The 21195-nt window shown below is 63.8% G+C and carries 22 protein-coding genes and 1 tRNA gene; 5 read left to right on the plus strand and 18 right to left on the minus strand.

The window, feature by feature from the left end; all coding sequences use genetic code 11:
- Positions 1–39: 39 nt before the first annotated feature.
- From I5E68_RS00420 to I5E68_RS00450, 7 genes are all read right to left on the minus strand, one after another.
- Positions 40–741 carry a DsbA family protein gene (locus I5E68_RS00420; RefSeq protein WP_197159755.1) on the minus strand — a complete coding sequence of 234 codons (702 nt, stop codon included), beginning with the start codon at positions 739–741 and terminating at the stop codon, positions 40–42.
- Between the two features lie 70 nt (positions 742–811).
- A complete protein-coding gene (locus I5E68_RS00425; protein WP_370463711.1) occupies positions 812–2164 on the minus strand; it encodes a M48 family metalloprotease in 1353 nt (450 codons plus the stop codon).
- Positions 2165–2587: 423 nt separating this feature from the next.
- Entirely contained in the window at positions 2588–4027 is a 1440-nt protein-coding gene (locus tag I5E68_RS00430; RefSeq protein ID WP_197159757.1) for a PAS domain-containing protein, read from the minus strand.
- Positions 4028–4120: 93 nt separating this feature from the next.
- Positions 4121–5386 carry an MFS transporter gene (locus tag I5E68_RS00435; protein ID WP_197159758.1) on the minus strand — a complete coding sequence of 422 codons (1266 nt, stop codon included), beginning with the start codon at positions 5384–5386 and terminating at the stop codon, positions 4121–4123.
- Between the two features lie 142 nt (positions 5387–5528).
- A complete protein-coding gene (locus I5E68_RS20240; RefSeq protein ID WP_323982043.1) occupies positions 5529–5912 on the minus strand; it encodes a DUF2141 domain-containing protein in 384 nt (127 codons plus the stop codon).
- 110 nt (positions 5913–6022) lie between these two features.
- The gene (locus I5E68_RS00445; protein WP_228726736.1) at positions 6023–6757 is read right to left on the minus strand and encodes a sterol desaturase family protein; all 735 of its coding nucleotides are present in this window, start codon (positions 6755–6757) and stop codon (positions 6023–6025) included.
- Positions 6758–6968: 211 nt separating this feature from the next.
- Positions 6969–8462, minus strand: coding sequence for a DEAD/DEAH box helicase (locus I5E68_RS00450; RefSeq protein WP_197159761.1), 1494 nt, complete (start codon positions 8460–8462; stop codon positions 6969–6971).
- A 305-nt stretch (positions 8463–8767) separates the two neighbouring features.
- Between I5E68_RS00450 and I5E68_RS00455 the strand changes: the two genes are divergently transcribed.
- On the plus strand, positions 8768–8959 hold the full coding sequence (locus tag I5E68_RS00455; RefSeq protein ID WP_197159763.1) for a DUF1289 domain-containing protein: 192 nt from the start codon (positions 8768–8770) through the stop codon (positions 8957–8959).
- A 7-nt stretch (positions 8960–8966) separates the two neighbouring features.
- Positions 8967–9758 (plus strand): DUF7079 family protein, encoded by a 792-nt coding sequence (locus tag I5E68_RS00460; RefSeq protein WP_197159765.1) that lies wholly within the window; start codon positions 8967–8969, stop codon positions 9756–9758.
- Here I5E68_RS00460 and I5E68_RS00465 read toward each other — a convergent pair.
- The gene (locus I5E68_RS00465; protein WP_197159767.1) at positions 9700–10233 is read right to left on the minus strand and encodes an MmcB family DNA repair protein; all 534 of its coding nucleotides are present in this window, start codon (positions 10231–10233) and stop codon (positions 9700–9702) included. The genes I5E68_RS00460 and I5E68_RS00465 overlap by 59 nt on opposite strands.
- A gap of 81 nt (positions 10234–10314) precedes the next feature.
- The gene (locus I5E68_RS00470) at positions 10315–10743 is read right to left on the minus strand and encodes a hypothetical protein (RefSeq protein ID WP_228726737.1); all 429 of its coding nucleotides are present in this window, start codon (positions 10741–10743) and stop codon (positions 10315–10317) included.
- 175 nt (positions 10744–10918) lie between these two features.
- Between I5E68_RS00470 and I5E68_RS00475 the strand changes: the two genes are divergently transcribed.
- Positions 10919–10995, plus strand: a tRNA-Arg gene (locus I5E68_RS00475).
- 170 nt (positions 10996–11165) lie between these two features.
- Complete coding sequence (locus I5E68_RS00480) at positions 11166–12812, plus strand: N-6 DNA methylase (RefSeq protein ID WP_197159773.1); 1647 nt, start codon at positions 11166–11168, stop codon at positions 12810–12812.
- Here I5E68_RS00480 and I5E68_RS00485 read toward each other — a convergent pair.
- The 6 genes from I5E68_RS00485 to I5E68_RS00510 all read right to left on the minus strand — a co-directional run bounded on the left by I5E68_RS00485 (position 12809) and on the right by I5E68_RS00510 (position 16152).
- Entirely contained in the window at positions 12809–13873 is a 1065-nt protein-coding gene (locus tag I5E68_RS00485; RefSeq protein WP_197159775.1) for a phospholipase D family protein, read from the minus strand. The genes I5E68_RS00480 and I5E68_RS00485 overlap by 4 nt on opposite strands.
- Before the next feature lie 330 nt (positions 13874–14203).
- Positions 14204–14536, minus strand: a complete 333-nt coding sequence (locus I5E68_RS00490; protein WP_197159777.1) for a hypothetical protein — start codon at positions 14534–14536, stop codon at positions 14204–14206.
- On the minus strand, positions 14527–14901 hold the full coding sequence (locus tag I5E68_RS00495; RefSeq protein ID WP_197159780.1) for a hypothetical protein: 375 nt from the start codon (positions 14899–14901) through the stop codon (positions 14527–14529). Before I5E68_RS00495 ends, I5E68_RS00490 begins: the two co-directional genes overlap by 10 nt.
- The gene (locus tag I5E68_RS00500) at positions 14898–15164 is read right to left on the minus strand and encodes a hypothetical protein (protein ID WP_197159782.1); all 267 of its coding nucleotides are present in this window, start codon (positions 15162–15164) and stop codon (positions 14898–14900) included. The genes I5E68_RS00495 and I5E68_RS00500 overlap by 4 nt, the downstream gene beginning before the upstream one ends.
- A gap of 93 nt (positions 15165–15257) precedes the next feature.
- A complete protein-coding gene (locus I5E68_RS00505) occupies positions 15258–15662 on the minus strand; it encodes a hypothetical protein (protein ID WP_197159784.1) in 405 nt (134 codons plus the stop codon).
- Positions 15655–16152: a hypothetical protein gene (locus tag I5E68_RS00510; RefSeq protein WP_197159786.1), complete on the minus strand. Its 498-nt coding sequence runs from the start codon at positions 16150–16152 to the stop codon at positions 15655–15657. Before I5E68_RS00510 ends, I5E68_RS00505 begins: the two co-directional genes overlap by 8 nt.
- 126 nt (positions 16153–16278) lie before the next feature.
- Here I5E68_RS00510 and I5E68_RS00515 point away from each other — a divergent pair, with 126 nt between their 5' ends.
- On the plus strand, positions 16279–16671 hold the full coding sequence (locus I5E68_RS00515) for a DUF2924 domain-containing protein (RefSeq protein ID WP_197159787.1): 393 nt from the start codon (positions 16279–16281) through the stop codon (positions 16669–16671).
- Positions 16672–17153: 482 nt separating this feature from the next.
- Here the strand turns inward: I5E68_RS00515 and I5E68_RS00520 are convergent, their stop codons facing one another.
- From I5E68_RS00520 to I5E68_RS00530, 3 genes are all read right to left on the minus strand, one after another.
- Entirely contained in the window at positions 17154–19607 is a 2454-nt protein-coding gene (locus I5E68_RS00520) for a DUF5906 domain-containing protein (RefSeq protein WP_197159789.1), read from the minus strand.
- Between the two features lie 76 nt (positions 19608–19683).
- Positions 19684–19899 (minus strand): helix-turn-helix transcriptional regulator, encoded by a 216-nt coding sequence (locus tag I5E68_RS00525; protein WP_197159790.1) that lies wholly within the window; start codon positions 19897–19899, stop codon positions 19684–19686.
- 42 nt (positions 19900–19941) lie between these two features.
- Complete coding sequence (locus tag I5E68_RS00530; RefSeq protein ID WP_197159792.1) at positions 19942–21060, minus strand: tyrosine-type recombinase/integrase; 1119 nt, start codon at positions 21058–21060, stop codon at positions 19942–19944.
- Positions 21061–21195: the final 135 nt, after the last annotated feature.

The raw sequence follows: 21195 nt of genomic DNA on the forward strand, positions 1-21195 counted from the left end.
GAAGCCGCGCGGACATGCCGGACTTGTGCGAGGCGCAGATCAGCTCTTTGCTCCGTCGAGACCGAGCGCGCCTGCAAGCCGGTCCATGCCGACCGCGCCCGAAATCAGCTCCTCGCCCGCCACCCAGCTCGGCGTGCCGGTGAAACCGAGACGGTTGGCCATCTGCAGGTTGCGGCGGATTTCCTCCTCCACGGTCGGGCTCGCGGCGACTTCGCGGGCGCGGTCCATGTCGAGGCCGACCTTCTTCGCGACCGCCTCGATCGTCGCGGGATCGACCTGACCCGCCGCGTACATCGCGTCGTGGAAGGCCTCGTACTTGCCCTGCTCGGCGGCCGCGAGCGCCATCTTGGCGGCATCGGGACTACTCGGGCTGATCACCGGGAGCTCGCGCACGACGATGCGCAGGTCCGGATTGCGCGCGATGAGCTGCTTCACGTCGGGCAGGCTCTGGCGGCAGTAGCCACAGGCAAAGTCGCTGAACTCGACGAGCGTTCGCGTGCCCTTCGGATTGCCCAGCACCGCTCCGGGGAACGGAGTCTCGACCGACTGGCGCACGTCGGCGAGCTGCGCGCTCGCCTGGCGCTGCTGCAGGTTCTCCATCGCCTGAGGCAGTATCTCGGGATGCTCGAGGATGTAGTCGTGGACGATGCTCTCGACCGCGGGCTTGCCGCCGAACCAGCCGAGCGCCCCGATGGCGACGATGCCCGCGCCGGTCAGCGCGATCCTGGAAACCATACCCATCTGCAAAAGTCCCGATACGGCGCTGTCGGCAGGGCCCGGCAGCGCACAAATTCCGTGTTGTCGCCAGTGTCTAGCGCCGCTTGCGGTCGCGTTCCAGTTCGGCGCGCGCCTGCATCTCGATATCCTGTGCGCGCAGCCAGTCGGCCGAGTATTCGGGCAGGCCCGCCTCGGCAGACTGGGCACTGCGCAGCGCCTCGTTCATCCGCCCCGAGAGCACCTGCTGCTCGGCGCTCGCGAGATAGGCGCGCGGCATGTCGTTCTCGGCCGCGTAGATCACCCCGAGCTGGTACCAGGCGAAAGGATTCTCCCGGTCGCGCACCACCGCAGCCTTGAGCACCTTGCGCGCCTCCTCGTGGAAGGCCGGGTCCTCGGTTGCGATCAGCGCGTGACCGAAGAGCGTCGCGATGAGCGGCGAGTAGTTGGTCAGCTCGGTCGCCTTGCGCAGCGCCGTGATCGCATCGCGCGGACGCCCGCTCTCGAGCAGGATCTGGCCTTCGAGCTCGAGGAAATAGGGATCGTCCGGATCGCTGGCGACGAGCGCGGCAGTCTCGGCCTGAGCCTTGTCGAAGCGCGATTCGCGGTGCCAAGCATAGGCCCGGGCATAGCGCGCGGGGACCGAGGTGTCGCTCTCGGGGTACTTGCGCAGGACCTGTTCGGGCTCGGCGAGATAGCCGAAGAGCTTGGCCTTGGCCCGCTCGAAGCGCTGCTGCATCTTCGGGTCGTCGGGTGTGGTCCAGGCCGGATCACGCTTGTAGGTATCCTCAAGCGTCTGGATGCGGTCGCCGGTCAGCGGGTGGGTCGAATAGAACTCGTCCCCGTCGCGCGGGCGGTAGCCGTAGCGAAATTCCAGGTTCTGCAGCTTCTTGAAGAACGCGATCGAACCGCGCCCGCTGATCCCGGCCTCGGACAGGTACTGCGCGCCTGCCGCATCCGCAGAGGCCTCCTGCGAGCGGTTGTAGGCGAGAAACTTGCCCATGGCAGCCTGCTGGCCCGCCATCAGCACGCCCATCGCCGCCTCGCCGCCACCGGCAGCCGCCGCCGCGACGCCAAGCAGGAGCGAAAGGATCGAGATGTTCTGCGCCGGCCCCGCGCCCATGTTGAGCACCGCGTGCCCGCCGGTGACGTGACCGAGCTCGTGCGCGATCACGCCCTGCACCTCGGCAGCGGTATCGGCCTCGTTAATCAGGCCCGCATTGACGTAGACCGCCTGCCCGCCCGCCACGAAGGCGTTCACCGACTGGTCGTTGACCAGCACGATATCGACGTTGCCCGGCTTCAGGCCCGAAGCCTCGACCAGTGGCGCGGCCATGTCCTTGAGCAGCGCCTCGGTCTCCGCGTCGCGCAGGATCGACTGCGCCGCGGCCGGGACCGAACTCCAGCCAAGCAGGGCCAGGAGGCTGAGAAAAAATGCTGTCAGTCGCATGAGCGGCATAATGCCCCTAGGGTCAGGACCCATTACTGACACCTACGAGGCGCCGGATTGGCAAACATATCGGGCCGAAGTGGCCGCCGGACGGGCTAGTTGCCCGTTCAAGGTCATTTCGGTTCGAGATGGAAGCCACTCCGGCGTCCCGGAGGGATTTGATCAAAATGGCCCAGCGCAGCGTCAGGAAGCCTTGAAATATTGACATATTCCATCGCCTTCCTTCCTCGCCCTGCGCCATTTTGATTCAAACCTCGTAAGTGTCAGTAATGGGTCCTGACCCTTAGGCCCGCCAAGGGCTTAACCGGTGCTGAAGCGCCCGAGGACACGATGCCGCCGGACCAAGTCGAGCCTAGCCGGGCAAGGTGTGCCTTGCCAAGCCTCGGTGTGACGAGGTGCCGGATGCCCTGCGCGAAGCCTGTGTCAGCCGACGAGGTGCCGCGCCGCGCGATCGAGCAGGCGCTCGTCGTCGGCGACTTCGCCGAGCAGTTGCAAACGCCCGTCGGCGCTGCGGCGCGCGACGAGAATGGTGAACTCGCTCCCCGCACTCGCACTTTCGAGCGGGCGCGGCGCGAGCTGGCGCAGCGCCTCGATCAGATTGGCGTGGCTGGAAGGGTGCGCGTGCAAGTCGCCGGCGTCGGCGCGGCGCAGGTCGCGCTCGCGGCGTACCACCGCCTTGAGCCCGCCCGGGGTCTCGGCCAGCAGCGCGGCGAGGCGTCCTGCCTCGAGATCGAGACGGCGGCCATGCGCGATCGCGGTTGCGAACTCGGTCAGGCGGGTCTTGTCGTAGTCGGCCCCGAAGACGAGTTTGACCAGCGGCAGCAGCGGCGCGCGCTCCTGCATGACCAGTCCGGCGTCCTCGATCAGTTCGGCAAGATCCTCGGGGGATTGCTCGGCAGCCAGAGCAAAGTCGTAGGCCCGCCCGATCGCCTCGTAGAGCGCCTTGCGCGTGCGGTCCTCGCAGCCGCGCAGGACCTGCACTTCGTGGTGCGCGAGCGCGAGCCAGTCGGCGAGCAGGGCATCGGCGCCAAGTTCGGGCAGGGCGGCGGCCTCACCCTCGACGATCCGCTCGTCAAGGAGCCCGTCGTCGAGCCCCGGACCATCGGAGAAGCGCGCAGCCGGCAGTTCGTAGGGCGCAAGATCGATCGGTGCCGCATCCAGACCGGCCCCATTGGGATCGATGAAGTCGAAACCACCGACGTCGGCGGGGCCATCGGCCCAGCCGTTCATCGGTGCGGTCTCGCGCAGCATGGCGGGGATGTCGGCCCCCGGCTTCTTTGCCTCGCTAGGTGCCGCGCGGCGACGCGCCTCGGCGACCTCGGCGCTTTCGCTCTTCCAGTTGATCACCCCGAAGATGTGATCGATCGTGCGATCGTCGCGCGAGAAGGGGAGCAGGATACCGCGATAGAGGATCGTGATCCCGCGCTGGTTGACGAATTCGGCCTCGAACCCGATCGGTGCCTGGTTCGCCAGAATCTGCATGTAATGGTCGGTGATGCGCGAGAGCAGTGAACGGCTGGGCACATCCGCGAGCGTGCGGATGTTGCCCTCGATATCGCACTCGCGCGCGATGTTCTCGCCGAGAAAGCCGATCAGCGGATTGTCGATGCCCTCGCTGAAATCGAGCACGACGCCGTTGGGCCCGAAATCGCCGAGCGTTTCGGGATGGAGGTCGTCGATCGCAGGGTAGGTACGGTTGCCAAGCAGGCTCGCCCAGAAATTGTAGGCGCGCACCTGCATGCGGCGCTCGTCGCGACCCACGGCGGCCGGCGCCCCGGCGGCTCGCTCGGACGAATCCGCAAGCTCTTCCCGCTCGTCCTGCCCGGCCAGATCGCCGTATTCCTGTGCACGCATCGTATCCATGTGGAATCCCCACTTCACATCGTGAGGAAGCTTGTGGCGCACCGTGGTAAAATTATCTTTAAACCCGGCCCGCCGCAGGACCGTGAATTTCGCTCAGTCGGCGCGCACGACGCCTTCGCCCAGACGCGGCAGGCGAGCAACGAGCCTGAGCAGCACGAACGAAACGACGAGCACGATCGCGGCGCCATGAAGGGCAAAGGGCAATCCACGCCAGTCGGCCGCCGCACCCCAGGTCCAGGCCCCCAGCGCCATGCCGCCGAAAGTCACTGCCTGATACATCGAGAGACAGCGCCCCAGGATTGCCTCGGGGGAGCGCAACTGCACGGCGGTGTTGATCGTGGTCAGGATCATCACCCAGGCCATTCCCGCCAGGAATGCGGCAGGAAGCGCGTAGACGATGGTATCGACCGCGGCGATGACGCTCAGGGCGAAGACCGTCATCGCCGCCCCAACCGCAAGTATGCCCTCGAGACCGATCTTGCGCCGGATGCGCGAGCCGAACGGCGCAGCGCAGATCGAGCCGATCCCGAACAGGCCGAGCATCATGCCATAGTCGATCTCGCCCCCGCCGATGCGGTCGGAGACCACCGCCGGGAGCAGCGCCTGATAGGCCGCGAGCCCGAAGCCCATCGCGAAGCCGCGCAGGAGGATGCGGCGCAAGGGCCCGTTCCCGGCGCAAAAGCGCATGCCCTCCCAGACTGCGGGAAGAATCGGACGCGGCTTGATCGGACGACGCTCGGGCTTCCACCATAGCAGCACCGCGATCAGCCCGAGGTAGCTCGCGGCATTGATGGCGAAGGCGAAGGAGACATCCCAGATCGAGATGAGCAGGCCACCCAGCGCAGGCCCTACCGAACGCGCGATGTTGAACGAGATCGAGTTGAGCGCGATTGCCTGCGGAAGCTCGGAAGGGGCTACCTGTTGTCGTACCGAGGCCTGCCAGGCGGGCGAGTTGAGCGCTGTGCCGATGCCCACCGTGAGCGTGAAGGCAAGCAACAGGTAAGGAGAGATCAACCCGGCATAGGTCAGCGCGGCAAGCGCACTGGAGACTACCAGCATGCCCAGCTGCGCGACGAGCATGACCACGCGCCTGTCGTAATTGTCGGCGATGGCCCCGGCGAAGACGCCGAAGAGCATGATCGGCACCGTGGCGGAGGCCTGAACCAGCGCGACCAGCTGGTGCGAGGGGGTGAGCTCGGTCATCAGCCAGGCGGCTGCGACCCCCTGCATCGTCGCGCCAAGGTTCGAAAACAGGTTGGCGATCCAGATCGCGCGGAATACGGGATAGCGGAACGGCGAAAATGCGCCGCTCGACGCCGTCGGCCCACGCTGACCTGCCTGCCCCATTTCGGACTTCATCGCCCGACATCCTTTCCTGCTCGCCCAATTTCCTGTCGCCGAGGCGGTTACGTCGGCCACAGCGCCCCGGCAAGCGTGTCCTTGCAGGACTTCCGCCTGCAGAAGCCTGCGCCCCAGGGCTTCATCCCCTATGGTCCTGACCCTAGAGCAGGTAGCGCATCCTGATCGTCTGCCGTTCGTGACGCGCGGCGACGTCGAAGGCCGCCTTCTCGAAGGCGGGCGGCCCCATGCGCACCGGCGCATCGCGCGAGAAGCCGAAGCCCTCACGCGGGATCATCAACGCCTTGTCGAGCTTTCCGTTGCCGTTCTCGTCGTGGATGAGCGCGATCGCATAGCGACCGCCGGGGATCGCGGCGAACGTGAAATCGACTTCGGGCGCGGCGGGAACGGTGAGATGGCGCGCGTCGGGATCGTGCTCGCAATCGGGGAAGCGATCGGCCTTTGCTGTGATGCAGGCGATCACCTGCCCCTTGTCCGAACGCAGGTCGGTAACGTGAACGCTGACCTGCGATGTCGCAGGCTTCACCTTCACAGGCCCGCCAGGCGCCGGAGCGGGCGGAAGGACGGGCGTGGCCACCTGCGACGGCGCGCTCGCGCTGGCGGCGCTTGCAGCCACCCCTGCGAGAAGCGCCGCGATCACGGGCGCGAGATGCCGCGGTCGGTCCCGCAAAGGTGGTCCCAGACGCGAAAGTAGAGACCGTAGTTGCATCGATAGTTCTCGTGGTGCCGGTGGTGGTGGCTGGCGGTGATCAGCCAGTTGCCGAAACGCGACTCGACGAGCCGGCGCGGAAATATTTCCCAGCCCATGTGATTGGTGATGCCCATCACGGTCATGATCGTGAGCAGCATGGCGAGCACCGCGACGTGGATCGGCACGAGGAAGGCGAGCGCGGGGATCACCACCGCGCCGGTAACCGCCTCGAGCGGATGAAAGCTCATCGCCGCCCAGGCGGTCGGCGGCCGGCTCGCATGGTGCACCGCGTGAAAGACGCGGAACACGCGCGGGCGATGCATCCAACGATGGGTCCAGTAGAACCAAGTATCGTGGAGGAAGAGGCACAGGACCAGCGAGACGGGCATCCACCACAAGGGCCATGCAGCCGGGTCACTGTAGATACGTGTCCAGCCGTGCGCCTGCCAGCCCCAGGCGACCACCCCCGCAGGCACGCCATAGATCCCGGCAGAGAGCAGCGAATAGCCGATTTCGGCGCGGATCTGCTTGTCGAGCCCTTCGTAGAGTCCGGGACGGCGACGATGCGTGACCCAGGCGAAGAGGCCCGAGGTCGCAAGATAGCGCACCCCCACGATCGCCGTCATGGCGAGCATCGAGCCCACTAGGGCAACCAGACCGGGACCGGAAAGCGATGGCATTGTCCGGGCTTATGCCTGCAAGCCCGATGCATGAAAAGCCGCGCGACACGGCTCGGCGAAAATCTCCGGGCATATGCCCGGCGCGCGGAGGGATACCGTCCTCCCGCATGGGCCGGATACGAAGAGGCGGCGTGAACGCCTTGACGTCACGCCGCCTCGTCAGGCTCGATCGCCCGCTTCTGTCCGGCTCGCAGCCGGGCCGGTACGGGCATCAGCCGGTGCGGCGCACCGCACCCTTGTGCGAGCCCATGCCCTTGGGGCCGCGCGAGCGGAACCGGCGCTGGCCCTGGCCCTGCTCGTCGCCAGCGTGCTCGCGACGCTGCTCGCTGCCGCCCTGACGCGAGCCGCCATCACCCCGGCCGCCTTCACGACGCCCGCCTTCGCGGCGACCACCGTCGCGGCCACCGTTCTCACTGCGGGGCTTGCCCTCGCCGCGCGGCTTGCCGCCGCCCTGACCGCCACGACCGCGACCGCCGCCCTGCTGGCCACCGCCCGAGGGCTTGCGGGCAGGTGCGGGCAGGCGACGGGCCTCGACCACGAAGTCCTCGGGCAGGCCGAGCGCGGTCAGCTTGACGCGCGTCAGACGCTCGATGTCGCGGATGTAGGGCTTCTCGTCCGGCGCGACGAAGCTCACTGCCACGCCGTCGGCGCCCGCACGCGCGGTGCGGCCGATACGGTGGACGTACTGCTCGGGCACGTTCGGGATCTCGAAGTTGTAGACGTGGGAAACGCCCGAGACGTCGATGCCGCGTGCGGCGATGTCGGTCGCGACGAGGACGCGGATCGTGCCCTGGCGGAAACCGCCGAGCGCCGCGGTGCGCTGCGCCTGGCTCTTGTTGCCGTGAATCGCGGCCGCCGGAATGCCGGCTGCGGTTAGGTGGCGCACCACGCGGTCCGCACCGTGCTTGGTGCGGGTGAAGACGAGCGCGCGGTCGATCGCGCCGTGCTCGGCCTTCTCGGCTGCGTCCTCGGCAAGACCCTCGCGCAGGCGAATGGTCAGCAGCGCCTGCTTCTCGGCCTGGTTGATGAAGGTCGCATACTGCTCGACACGCTCGGCAGTGGTCGACTGGGGAGCGACCTCGACCTTGACCGGGTTGTTGATGAACTGCTTGCCCAGCTCGGCGATCGCCTGGGGCATGGTCGCCGAGAAGAACAGGCTCTGGCGCTGCTTGGGGAGCAGCGCAGCAACGCGCTTGAGCGGAACGATGAAGCCCAGGTCCATCATCTGGTCGGCCTCGTCGAGCACGAAGATCTCGACGTGCTTGAGCGTCAGCGCGCGGCTGTCGATGAGGTCGAGCAGGCGGCCCGGCGTCGCGACGAGGACATCGCAGCCACGCTCGAGCGCGCGGGCCTGCTTGCCCGCCGGAACGCCACCGAAGATGCACTGGATCGAGAGATTGAGGAACTTGGCATAGCCGCGCATGTTGTCGGCGATCTGCGCTGCCAGCTCACGCGTGGGCGAGAGCACCAGCATGCGGCAGCCCGCGTTCTGGCGCGGCTTGGGGTCGGCGGCGAGGCGGTGCAGCGAGGGCAGCGAGAAGGCTGCGGTCTTGCCGGTACCGGTCTGCGCGATGCCGAGCAGGTCGCGGCCCTCGAGCAGCGAGGGGATCGACTTGCGCTGGATCGGCGAGGGATCGGTGTAGCCCTTGGCTTCGAGCGCGCGGAGAATGGGCTCGGCCAGACCAAGGTCGGAGAAATAGGACATTACGTCACTTTCGAATTTTCATGCTGGGGCGCGCCGGGAAATTGAACGAAGCGCGCGCACGGCAAGGTGTCGTTACGGGCGACCCTGCGTGAAGAAGGAAGCTTGGTTCAATGACAACCGCTCGTCCGGGCCGGTTACGGGATTTTCCGGCTTCTCGCCGGCCCCGAGACCTCACGCCGCTCGCGGACTGCGGCACAGAATCAGACTGCGCGCGCCGGTTGCTGGGGGCCAGATAGTCGCTGCGCCGCACAAAAGCAAGATAATTGCGCTTGCCCGTCCGATCCGAACCTGCTGACCATGGCGCGATGAGCAAGGTCCCCTCTCCCTGCCGCAACGCCTGCGCGCTCGATTCTGCACAGCGCGTGTGCCGCAGTTGCCACCGCACGATCGAGGAAATCGTCGCCTGGCCCCGGCTCGATGACGATGCCAAGCGTGCGGTCTGGGCCCGGCTGGAGAGGAATGCACAAGAGCAAGCCGCGAATGGTTCGATGCGATGAAGCCAGGATGAAGCAGTTGGGTCGACGTGATCGTAGGCTTCTTGCCGGGCTGATCCTGCTCGCCGCAGGATCGGTCTGCGCGCTCGCACAGGCGATCATCGTGCGGGCCTATATCACGTTTGCGGTCATGGGACATTGGGACTGGTTCGGGCGAACGTTTGCAGTCCGCGTCCCCGCAAAAGGACCCGAGACTTTCTGCTTTGACTGGTGTGCCCCGAAAATGCCTTTTATGGCCGGGTCCCTCGCGATGGCATGCCTCTTCGTCGCCACTGCGCTCTTGCTACAGGCCTGGCGCAAGCCATTTGCCGGGCAGCGAGACCCCAATCATGGACAAGTGCCAGAACACGCGGACGAAGCCGAGAGGGGACTGACCTTGGGGTCGGCAACATTCGAAGCCCGCATGCCGGTTTGGTGCGTGCTAGCCGAACTCTTCCTCGACACTTCCTCTGAGGAGGAAGACTACGACCGGATGGCGCAAATCCTGTGCCGCTCACCCTACACCACCGCCGAGCTTGAACAGATCCTGAGAAACGAAGTCTCGCCAGTATCCGCGTGGAACCTGTTCGATATCGCCGGCGAATGGGCGGGATGGAGCGAAGAAGACGTGCGCAGACTGATGTCGCAATGGTTTGAGAAGGCAGCTTCGAAAAACCCGACGGCCCGGCTCAAGGTCAGGGCTGCGCCACGCATGGTGCCCGATGACTGGTGGCCCCTCGCCGAGCGCCTCGAAGCTTTACGCGTTACCCCTCCCGGTCCCACTTCTGCGTCTCGGGATCGGACCCCACCACCAGCCGCCTGAGCGCGGTGCGCGCAAGGCGCTCGACTTCGACCTTGCGGCGCGCGGCGGCCATCTGGCGCAAGGGCGCGGGGCGCAGGATTTCGGCGTCATAGCCGTCGGCGACGATCACCCCGCAACTCTCGGGCAGAAAGGCCTCGGTCTCGAGCGGGGCACGGTCGAGCGAGGGCGGCAGCGCCCAGTAGAACCGGTCGCAGTAGTCGAGATAATCGGTCCACTTTCCATCGCCGAGTAAGTCTGCCCGGCTGACCTTGATCTCGACCAGAATGACCTGCCCGCGCGCGTCGATCCCCATCAGGTCGGCGCGTCGGCCATTGCGCAACATCATCTCGGGCGTGCACCAGATGTCGTTGCGCGCAAAAAGGCGCGAGACCCCGCGCACGACGTCGGCCGCAGTGGACGAACCAGTCTGGCCGACATCGCCGCCATGCCCCTGCAAGGAGTCATTCGCGGCATTGCGGGCGAGGGGGGAGGTCATTGTCGATTCGTCCTGCGGCATGCCCACATGATAAGAACATACCAAGAACTTGCAACCCGTTTCGCGGATCGGCTAGGCCTCTCAGCCCATCCGGCGCATCGCCGTATCCTGCGGCGGCGCAAGGGCCAGCAGCGCATCGCGCGCACGGCAAAACTCGTCCCACAATGCCAGCGCCGCCGCACGCGGATGTGCGCCGCGTGCCATTGCGGCAGCCAGCGCGGCCAGCCCGGGCTCCATGATTGCGGTCAGGTCCTCGATGCCCTGCGCAGCCAGCGCACGGTGCGCCTCGCCTGCATCGCGCATCATGGCCGGATAGGCGCGCACCAGCTGCGAGAGCGGCGGGCAAGGCATACCGCATATCGCGGCCACCGCCTCTGCGGCGTCGTGGAGCGCCGACCACTTCATGCTCAGTGCGCTCGCCGAGCCGAGACCGAAACCGGCACGACCGGACCGCGGCATCTCTGCCTCGCCGCCTTGCTGGCCGATTCGATGGTTAGCTGTCGCACGCATGATCATGGTCCTACATTCGACAGCATTGCCGAATTGCTAATACGCCGTGGCGCCTGCAGGACGCTTATCTGACAAGGCCTCGATACGATCTTGCGACTCGCGCGATGGCACGCCTTGGCCCCACGCATTTTGTCGCTGGCCACCATGCCCGCGCTCTGCTAGTCGCCCATCGACTGCACCCGTAGCTCAGCTGGATAGAGCGCTGCCCTCCGAAGGCAGAGGCCACAGGTTCGAATCCTGTCGGGTGCGCCAGCTTTTCTGGGATTTTTGCACCCTCGGAGCTGGGGCAGTCTTGGCCGGGGAAACGGCTAGGGAAAACATTTCTAGGCTGAAGTGATTCCTATGGGGACTCAGAGTCGCTATCCAGTTGCTCTACTCGCCTTGAGCCGATAGAACAAAACGGCAATGCGAAGGGAGCGGCTGTGAAATTCATCGAGGACCAGACGGCCCAAAAGCTGCGCGGCGGGTACTACACGCCTCTGGATCTCGCCTCGTTCATCGCGCGCTGGGTCGGAGAGATCAATCCCGACAAGGTCCTCGAGCCGAGTTGCGGTGATGGTGCATTCTTTCAGGCCATGTCCGATGTTGGCGGCTTCGAGAAGTCGGCCCTGACTGGCTTCGAGCTTGACAGCGACGAGGCGGGCAAGGCCACCCGTCGAGCGAAGCAGCTCAACCTTTCGAAGGCCGCCGTCCGCTCCGAGGACTTCCTCGGCTGGGCAATCGAGAACAGGGCGAAGGGCGGTGAGCGATTCGACGCCGTGGTGGGCAATCCCCCATTCGTTCGATACCAGTTCCTGCCTCCGCAATTTCAGGTCCGGGCCGCCACGATCTTTGACGAGCTCGGGCTCAAGTTCACGAAGCACACCAACGCCTGGGTGCCGTTCATACTCGCCTCAATGTCGCTGCTGCGCCCCGGGGGGCGTTTGGCGATGGTGGTCCCGGCCGAGATCATTCACGTCACTCACGCCCAATCGCTCCGCAGCTATCTCGGCAAGGAGTGCCGGCGGCTTGTCATCATCGACCCGGAAGAGCTCTGGTTCGACGGTACGCTGCAAGGCGCTGTTATCCTCATGGCAGAGAAGCGCAGCAGCCCGAGGCAGAAGGCCGAAGGGCTCGGCATGGTGCCCGTCCGTGGACGAGAGTTCATCCGGCGTTCACCATCCGAAGTCTTCGCAGAGCCGCAGTCGATCAACGGCAAGACGGTCGCTGGCAAATGGACCCGGGCGCTGCTCGACCTCGAGACCCGTGACCTCTTCGACGAGCTCGAGGCTCATGCCGAAGTACATCGCTTTGATGACATCGCGCGCGTGGACGTGGGCATCGTCACTGGCGCGAACAAGTTCTTCCTCGTCCCTGACGCGACCGTCGAAGCCTACGGCTTAAGCAAGTACGCGCACCCGATGTTCGGGCGCAGCGAACACTGCCCGGGCGTGATTTATGACGAACAACAGCACGCAGCGAACGCCGAGAAGGGAAGCCCAACCAATTTCCTCTGGTTCGATGACGCGCCCAACAAGATGGCTAAGAGAGCGCGGCAGTACATCGAGCGCGGCGAAGCCGAGAAGCTGCACACTCGCTACAAGTGCCGCATTCGCGCCCCTTGGTACAAGGTCCCCTCGGTTTATTCGACCGAAGTGGGAATGCTCAAGCGTTGCCACGACACACCCCGCCTAATCCTCAATAAGATTGGCGCGTACACAACCGACACGGCTTACCGCATTCGCACCAAAGAAGCGGACGGTAAGCGGCTGGTCGGTTGCTTCATCAATCCGCTCACGGCCCTCAGTGCCGAGCTCGAGGGCAGGCACTATGGCGGCGGTGTCCTCGAACTCATTCCATCCGAAATTGAGCGTCTGGTCATTCCGATGCCCGAGAAGGTCGAGCTCGACTTAGCCGAGCTCGATAACTCCATACGGAACCGGCCCACGCACGAGACGCTCGAGCGACAGGGCGAGGTAGTCCTCGGGGCACTTGGCATCTCGAAGGCGAAGCAAGCTAGCGCACTCGAGGGTTGGCGAAAGCTTCGCAACCGGCGGCATAGGACTTCGACGGAAGCGGTTCCGGCCTAGTTGATCTCTATGACGAAACGCGATTGCGGGTTGGCTGGCTCGTAGAGTCTTAGGTCGCGTCCGCGCAAACCCTGTTGCTTTATGTGACCGGTAGCGCCTCCCCAATGGAGGCCCGTAGTATAGTTGCCCTGCCCAGCAGCCCAAGCGGGTTTGTGGCTCAGCGATAGGTCGAAGTCGCCAACGTATACGCCCGCTATCACTAGCGAGATGGGAACATCAGCGACATCCTTCTGCTTGGCAGCATCGTAGGTCCAATTCAGTTGCGCGAAGACCTGATTGCGGAAGTAGGTCTTTTGGTCGATCGTCTGCCCATTCACTTGATATCCCGCTTGAGTCAGGCGGAGAACCCCGGGTACGTTGCTTCCCTGATTCAGTTGCAGGTCTGACGAGGGGAGGTTGGGCTTTACCCAGACCAACTGACCGAAAGTTGGAGGGGCCGAAACGGTGGTTTGACCGCCGCCCGCAACCGGGGGCTTCGGCTTTCGAGCCTTTTTCTTTGGCGGTGCAGTTAGGGGAAGCGCGATGGGCGACTTGCTTGTTTGTGCCCCCTGCTTCCCAGCGCCGTAGGCGGTTTGCGTCTTGGGGTTTCGCTCGTCCTCGAGCAATCCCTGCTTGAGCAGATCGACAATCTGGCGGCCGGAGGTAATCGGAAAACAGTGTAGCGGATGATTGGCAACTAGGTCCGCGAAGCCGTCGAGAAAACCGTCAACGAACGCTTTGTCGGAAGCATCGGCGTGATCGAGCTCGAGATCGGCTCCTGCTTCGATGTTATTGTACAATCCCGGATGAGTCAGGTTCGCGCTGCCGATAATTGCGCGTGAGCGATTGGCGGTAGAAGCGAGATACACCTTGGGATGGAAGATGCGACTGCGAGTAGCCGTGTCCACACCGTACAGTTGAATGCCGAGTTTTAGGAGGGCAGCCGCCGCTTGAGCAGTTGTCGAGCCGTTGCGGACACCGATGAAGGCTCGAGTATTGCCCGCCACAGGAACAAGAGCCGCCGACACAGCGCTAACACCGGCCGAATTGGCGAACGCCGAAGAGATGAGCAGGTCCGTCATCCACGGCTCGCCAGCGAGCGAAATTAGTTGGTCTGCGTGTTTATGCCCTGCCACAATGGGCTGAAAGATCGGTCGAACTTGCGCCATGAATTCCACTCTGTTGCGAGTGGTATGGCTAACCTCGAAGTCACTTATTTGCCAGCCCCTTAGGCTATACAGCGTAGGGGCTCGTCTCGCTTACTCGATTGGCGCAGGGGACACACAGTCGATGGTGCAAGCCTTCGCTCTCGAAGGGCTTGCGGCACCGGAGGCAAGGCCGGGTCTCGGTCGGCATGGGCTCGCCATGCACGTCCCGGCGCTTGCGCCCCATATGCGTCAGGCCCGCGTTGCTCACGCGACCTCAAGCATCGCCAGCATTGTGCCGTAGGCCCGGCGCTGGCCTGCGTCCATCGTGTCGCGGACGAGGTGCTGGTTGTCGGGCGAGCGGAAAACGTCCACCCACACTTCCCGCTCCCCGGGCTGGCGGATTAGCCCGAAGAAGGCACCGAGCTCCTCGACCGCCACGCCGTAGATGTTCGAGACGCGCCGGACGAGCTCGAGGGTGGGCCAGCGGTCCTTCGCTGTCGCGATGGCCCCGGCGAGCGCCACGGTGTGCGCCCTCCGGGTCCGTTCATCGAAGCGGGTCATGTAGTGGTCGAGGACCGCCTCCTCGGTCAGCTCCATTGTGCGCTCTTCTCGAACACGGCGGATTGCTTCGAGCGCATCGCCGCCATCTCGGCAGCGCGCTCGCCCTTCGCCAGCTCGATCATCACCGGGTCGATGCCGGAATGGTCGAGGAGGGCCTTGCTCACGCTCACACCGGTCTGCTGCGCGATCTCGCCCGCACGCACCATAATCGCATCGGCGTAGTCTGCGGCCTTATAGAGCGGCTCAGCTTGTCCTGCGGCGATCTCGGCTGCGTTCTTGCGGATGGCGACCGAGCCGCCCTTCAGGATCACTGCGGTTGCGCCCTTCACGGCGGGCACGTCCACGGTCGAAATCTCGTTCACCGTCATATCGCGGACGATCATCTTCTTGGGCAGGGTCATTGTGCGGGTTCCTTTTCGGTAGGCAGGGAGGACAGGTCATTATCGACCTGCCGGGCTATCAGGGATGCGACCGTCTGGGCCTTCGCCCGGGATTGGCGCGGCTGGTTCAGGTAGCGGAGGAGCTCCGGCGCATTCAGCTCAAGGTCGAGCAAGAGCGTGGTGCGGAATTGGTGCATCAGCCGGGATGCCGGGTGGGCCTCGGCCCCGTACCTCTGCCGATGCGCAGCGAGGAATGCCCGGTCGGCATCGAAGAGGGCGGTCATGCCTCCCCGGCGGCCGCGAGGGCAGCGGAGAAGCGCTCCGCTGCCTCGACCTTCGCCTTGGCCGCGTCCCGGATTGCGTCTGGCTCCGGCCCGTCAGGCCGCTGCTGCTTGAAAATTCCCATTGTCGTCTCCTTCCGTTCCGGTGGGGTTGCCCAAGGACGCGCGCACCGACGCGATCACGTCCCTTGCCTCGTTCGGCTCGAAGCCCGCGCCCTCGAGGTCGCTGCGGCGCAGTCGCCAGAATTGTTCGTCGAAGGCGGGCCGCTCGGCCTCGTCCCGGGCCTTCATCAGCACCCAGCGATCATAGACGCTGGCGGGCTCGCGCTCCCCGCGTATCAGGCGGTCCTCGTCCCATAGGACGGCAAGCTCGGGGCTGGCGGGGGCCTTCTCGCCCAGCTCGAACAAGGCCGCGATGCGCAGCGCGCGCCGCTCGTCCGGGGTCATCAACCGATAGCCCCCGGCGAAGGCGAGGAGGTCGAGGGCGCTGTCCCTATTCATTGTCGATCACCCGGGCCGGAGCCGGAAGCTGCGGGCGGAGATTGCTGGCCATCTGGAGAGCGACCTTCGCCACGGCATCGCCAAGCACCCCGGCATCGACCGTGTGCGTCACCTGCTTGTTCACCGCTATGCCGTGCGTCTCCCGATAGGCGGGGAGCATCGCCCGGGCTCGGAGCTCGAGCAGGCGGTCGCTATACTTGCGGACCGTGCCGACGATCTTTTCCTTGTGGCGGCCGCCGTAGATGGGCTCCTCCCAGCCCTCCTGCGCGCGTCGGTAAATCTCCGCCTCGATGCTGGCCTCTGCGGCTTCGACCGCTTCCTGCCATTGCGCCGCAAACTCGGGGTCCCGTTCGCGCTCGTCCTTGAAGGTCTGCACCGCACCGTACCGGCTGCTGGCGCGCGGACTGGCAGCGCGGGCGGCCCGGACGAGGATGCCGTGGCGGGACAGCTCGAGGAGGAAGAGGCGCTTGCGGCGATCGGTCAGCTTCATGGCGAAACGATAGCTGGCGACCGTTGGCGAACGAACGGCGGAGCATTGATAGCACCAAATAGCACCATAGTCGCTATTCTTGCTATTTGTACTATTAGGTGATTCGACAGGCGATAGGAGGCCGATATGGCGACAGTGGAAATCGACTTCGATGTGTACAAGGAGCTCACCGCCCGGCGGGCGAGCGAGACGACAACCTACAATGATGTGATTCGAGAGCTCCTCGGCATGGATGCGGAGCCGGAACCGGCGAATGCGGACGAAGCTTCCTCCGGCGGTCTCGAAATGAAGGGCGTGTTCCTGCCCAACGGGACGCAGCTCCGCGTCACCTACAAGGGCCGGACCTACTCAGCAGAGATCAAGGATGGCGCTTGGATCGGCAGCGACGGGAAACAGCGGAAGACCCCTTCCGAGGCCGCATGCGCTATCACTGACACGAACGTCAACGGCTGGCGCTTCTGGAAGGTGAAGCGGCCCAGCGATACGAGCTGGAAGGTCCTCAATTCCCTCCGGCCGTAATGGTGTCGCGTTTCCCCTCGGCTTCCTTGAATTAACTGGCATCGCGTGGAAGCCCACGAAATGCGATAGTCTCGGCGGAGGGGGCTGGGCCTCGGAGAGGAAGAGCTCTGGCAGCCGGTCCAGCGATCTCGCGCCCGCGCGCGCGTAGGCCGAACGGCGGCAACGGCAGGCGGCGGGAAGCCCAATCAGGTGGAAGCCGCACAACAACCTCGGCAAGCGACTATCCGACTGGAAATCCGACTGCGCTAACTCCCTCTCTCTATTGTTCTTTTCTTCTATCCAGTCGACTAATCGGATTAGTCGGATATTTTCGACAAAGGCCCGATCAGTTGATGGAGGCCCTATTTGGGCTTTGCGCATCTCCGAACCAAAAGTGTCCGACTACCCCGAATATCCGACTGAGATGGGCCTAAGGCCATGAAACCAGAGGATTTCTGCACAGTCGGATACAAAATGAAATCCGACTGTGCGCTGCGAAGCGACTATTCGTCTGGCTTGACCCACTCAGAACGGCCATCGAAACCCCAGTCACCGCCGCCATACCGCTTCATCCATTCTGATCGCGCATCTGCCAAGTCAGGTGGAAATATCCACCCCCGGTTGGTCGTTGCGCCCGGTTGGATGAATCCCGATTGGAAGCCCTGCTTTCGCAAGAAGCGGCCCAGCGACGCATCAGACACCCTCATAGTCGGTGCCGCAAGCCGCATCAGATCGAACAGGCCGGGCCGTTCAAAGGTGCCGTTGGAACGTCGAAACCTGTCCAGCTCCTCCGCTTCCTCATCGCTGCCGTCGATCTTTACCTTCCACGGCTCGACCGTTCCCGGCATCACCCCGCTTCTGAGAACATCGAGCCACCATTCTTCCTGCGGCTTCAGGCTTTGCTCTTTCTGGTCACGCAGGGCGTCGGTCTGCGGTATCTCCCGAACCTCGTAATCGGATAGGTCCATCGTCATCAGGTAGTGAAGCAGCGCCTCCCGGCCGCCCTCATCCATCGCCTGATGCAGAGCGCGAAAGTAGGCCTTGTCCTGTTTCTTCCCTTCGCCAACGTCGAGAATGAAGTAGCGCCGTTCGTCTGCCCCGGCCGGCACCACCCAGTCATCGTTCGATGCCATAATCAGGTGGACATAATTCGGCGCAACCTCAGCATCTATGCCCTTCCCCTCGACAATGAGTGTATCCTCGGTCACGAGGGTTTTCAGGGTGCTCTCGTGCTGCTTGTCGCCCGCATAAAAGGCCTCGTCAGCGAATAGGGCGACACAATCGCGCAGGTGTGCGTTGAATTGGCCCACCAGATGCTTCGCGCTGCTGATGTGCAAAAAATGCCGACCCCATAGCGAACCGAATATCTGCGCCACCGAGCCCTTGCCCGTACCGCGCCCGCCACGCAGCACAACAGCGACATGCCCCTGCTCGCCCGGGTTTTGAACTGCGCGCGCCATCCATCGAATGAGGTACTGGAAATGGTCATTGTCACCCTGACAGACGTTGTCTCGCAGGTGCTCGAGAAAAGGCTCGTGCTCATCACCCGGCAAGGCCTCACAAGCGAAGCCCTGCCACAGATTATACGCCTCTGGAACTTCCCTGCCAGGCGCGAAGACAATGGTCTCGTACTGACGACGCATGGGGTGTTCGAGCCACCACTTGCCAGCGGGCGTGTAAGTCGGGTTGCCGTCCTTCGTCTCACCGCTCTGGACCTTGATATTCATGTAGCGATTTCGGAAGTCCTCGAAGCTCTGCTTCGAGATACGCGTTCGCGGCCGGGCAAGATTGCGATCTAATACCTCGCCAACCACGCGGCACTTGCCGCCGATGTCGCTGATCACCGCGTGACGCTCATTGAGCTTGCGCAACATCGGTTCGGAGACCTCCTCCCGAGCACGCTGAATCTGCCTTGCGGCATAGGCGGTCGAACGCTTCTGATTCAAAGTGTGGGCGGAGATACCGAAGTCTGGATCCAGCAACACAGCAGCGATGGTGTCGTCATCGCACCCCGCCCGGACGAGCTCGCAACATACGGCAAAAGTGACCTCAGACCGCGAATCATAGCGCAACTGGTCATCTGGATCGTCGCCCTGCACAATGAGCATCTTTGTGCCCGCCGTCACCGCTTCCGGCAGCTCGTCGAGGTCCTTCAGCCGGGGGAGGTTGCCGCTGATCTTGACAGTCGGCGCGACCAATCCACCGTCATCGCTCTGTACTCGGGGGGCCGGAGTGAAGATGCCGAGACCATAGATGTGCTCCTCGTCATCGTGGCGCTGGACGACCGATGCGAGGGCCGGAACTCGTCCAGCCTTTCGCTTCTTCTCATTGGGCCAATTTATGGTGCCGGGCAGGCGGAGGATGCGATCGCAATTGTGGCAACTATCCCCGCCCAGCAGGATTTCGAGCTGCTGGTTGTAGGCTTCCGCTTCCTCGGCCGCCGGAATGTTGCCGCCGATATACAGCGGGTCATCGAGGCGCCACAGAGCTTGAAAGCCTCCGCCACTGTCGATGATGAGTGTGGGCTCAGGTTTGAATTCGCGCAGCAACGGCAAGATGCGGGCTCGCTGCGCCTCAATATGCCTGACCTTCTTTTCATCGGGCAGGTCCGCTAGCTTCTTCGGGTCCACGTCCACATGAAGCCAAGCGAGGTCCTCCACGTCCTCCTTCTTCGCCTTCGAGCGCAGCTTTGTGCGCGCCGGGTTGACCATGAAGTACAGGTTCATCTTGTCGGCTGACTGCTCATGGAGCCAGTCCAAGCACTCGGTCGCGGTCTTGGGGCCGAAGGTCTCGGTCTTTGTCGGTCCGCCGTCCGGCGGGATAGCCGTGAGCGTCCACGGACCTTCGGGCCTGAACCACTCTAAGTGATCGAGAGCATCCTCGAGCTTGGCCTCGGGCAGGTTCGGCTCAACGCTTCGCTCTTCGTCCCCGGTGGGGGAGACAGTAAGGTCATTCACGGAAAGTCTCCCTTTCCAAGCCAAGGTGATGGTTAGGGCCGTCCGACTTGCGTCTTCAGGCCGGGCGGCCCGTCACTCAGGCGGCTTGAGGCTCTTCGTGGCGAGCATCGCGGCGGCTCTTCAACCAGCGGTCGATCTCACTCTTGACCCAGACAACACGGTTCGGCCCGAGGCGTACCTGCTTCGGGAAGTCGTGCGTTTCGTCTCGGATGTAATTGTAGATCGTCGGCCTACTCAGCCGGGTCAGTTCGGAGACCTCGGAAATCGTGAGCAGTATTTGTCGCTGGGCCACAATGCCCTCCTCTAAAGGCGGATATTCGCATCTGAGGAGGGCCTAAGGAGTTTCGACCGGGGATAGGGAAAATTGTATTGCGCTATCCCCGGTCAGCGCGTGCTTTTTCTCTCTAGAGCCCTGTTTGTTCAGCAGTTTCTTAGCCCATAAATCGACCGCATCGCGCTTCTCTCTCATATAATCGTGCGTGTCGTAGATGCCGCCCACGCCGGGGATGAGGTGACCGAGCAGTTGCTCCGAATGGAGGTGGGGTATGCCCAACTCCGACATTCCAGATTTCACCGAGCGGCGAATGTCGTGGACTGTCCATGGCTCGAGCGGCGGCAAACCGTCCTTCTCGCCTAGCTCAGCGATCTTGACATCAAGCTGCAATTTCGCCTTCGAGAAACCGCTTATCGGTCTGTCCCCTTTGTCGGTGGGGAACAGATGGTGGGTCTTTTCGATCTTCTCGGGGAGGGCCTTGTAGCTGGGCAAATCTTTGATGATCGCCACGGCCGGGTCCGAAAGAGGATAGGTGTGCGTCTTGTCGGTCTTGTAATGCCATGCGGGGACCGTCACGCATCGCTTCTTCATATCGAGCCAGTCGGTGTTGAGATTTGCGACCTCGGAACGGCGCTGCCCGGTCAGGATAAGTAGCTGAATCACGCGACCGTACCGATAGCCGAGTTCCTCGGCTGCATCCCAAACGCGCCGGAGTTCATCAACCGATAGCGACCGAGTGCGGGCCTTGTAGGCGAATGCCTTCTGCGCCTTCTTAGTCTTGATGCTGACCACCGGATTGACCGCGATCATCTCCTCTTCGATTGCCCAAAAGAAGAGAGTGCGGAGACGCTTGCGGACCTCCCGCGCGGCCGAAAGGCCGCTGAGTTCATACCTCTCTTCTGCCCTCAGCTTCTTTGCCTTCTCGGCTCGCTCCCGTGCGCGTTCGATGCCCTGCTCGCGGACCTTCGACAGGAGGGCGGAAACGTCGGCGCGGCCGATTTCGTCTATGACCCTCCCTGTCCAGCGAGGTAGCACATAGTTGTCGAAGTACGCCTTTGTGGACTTCCATTCCTTCTGCTCGAGCTTGGCGTATTCGTCGATGAACCGCTCGACGATGGCCTCGAAGGTGCGAGCATTTCGCTCAATCGCCTCGGTCTTACGCTGCTGGGCCGGGTTCACCCCCTTCTCTGCAAGATCGAGGGCATCACGCGCTGCATCTCGGGCCTTTGTAAATCCTCAGAAAGTCGAGCTTTTCCTATCGTGGCTAGACTTCGAGAAACCCGGCTAGATTGGGTAGCTCAGACCTCCGAAGGC

Source organism: Novosphingobium aureum, from assembly GCF_015865035.1.
GTDB lineage: Bacteria > Pseudomonadota > Alphaproteobacteria > Sphingomonadales > Sphingomonadaceae > Novosphingobium > Novosphingobium aureum.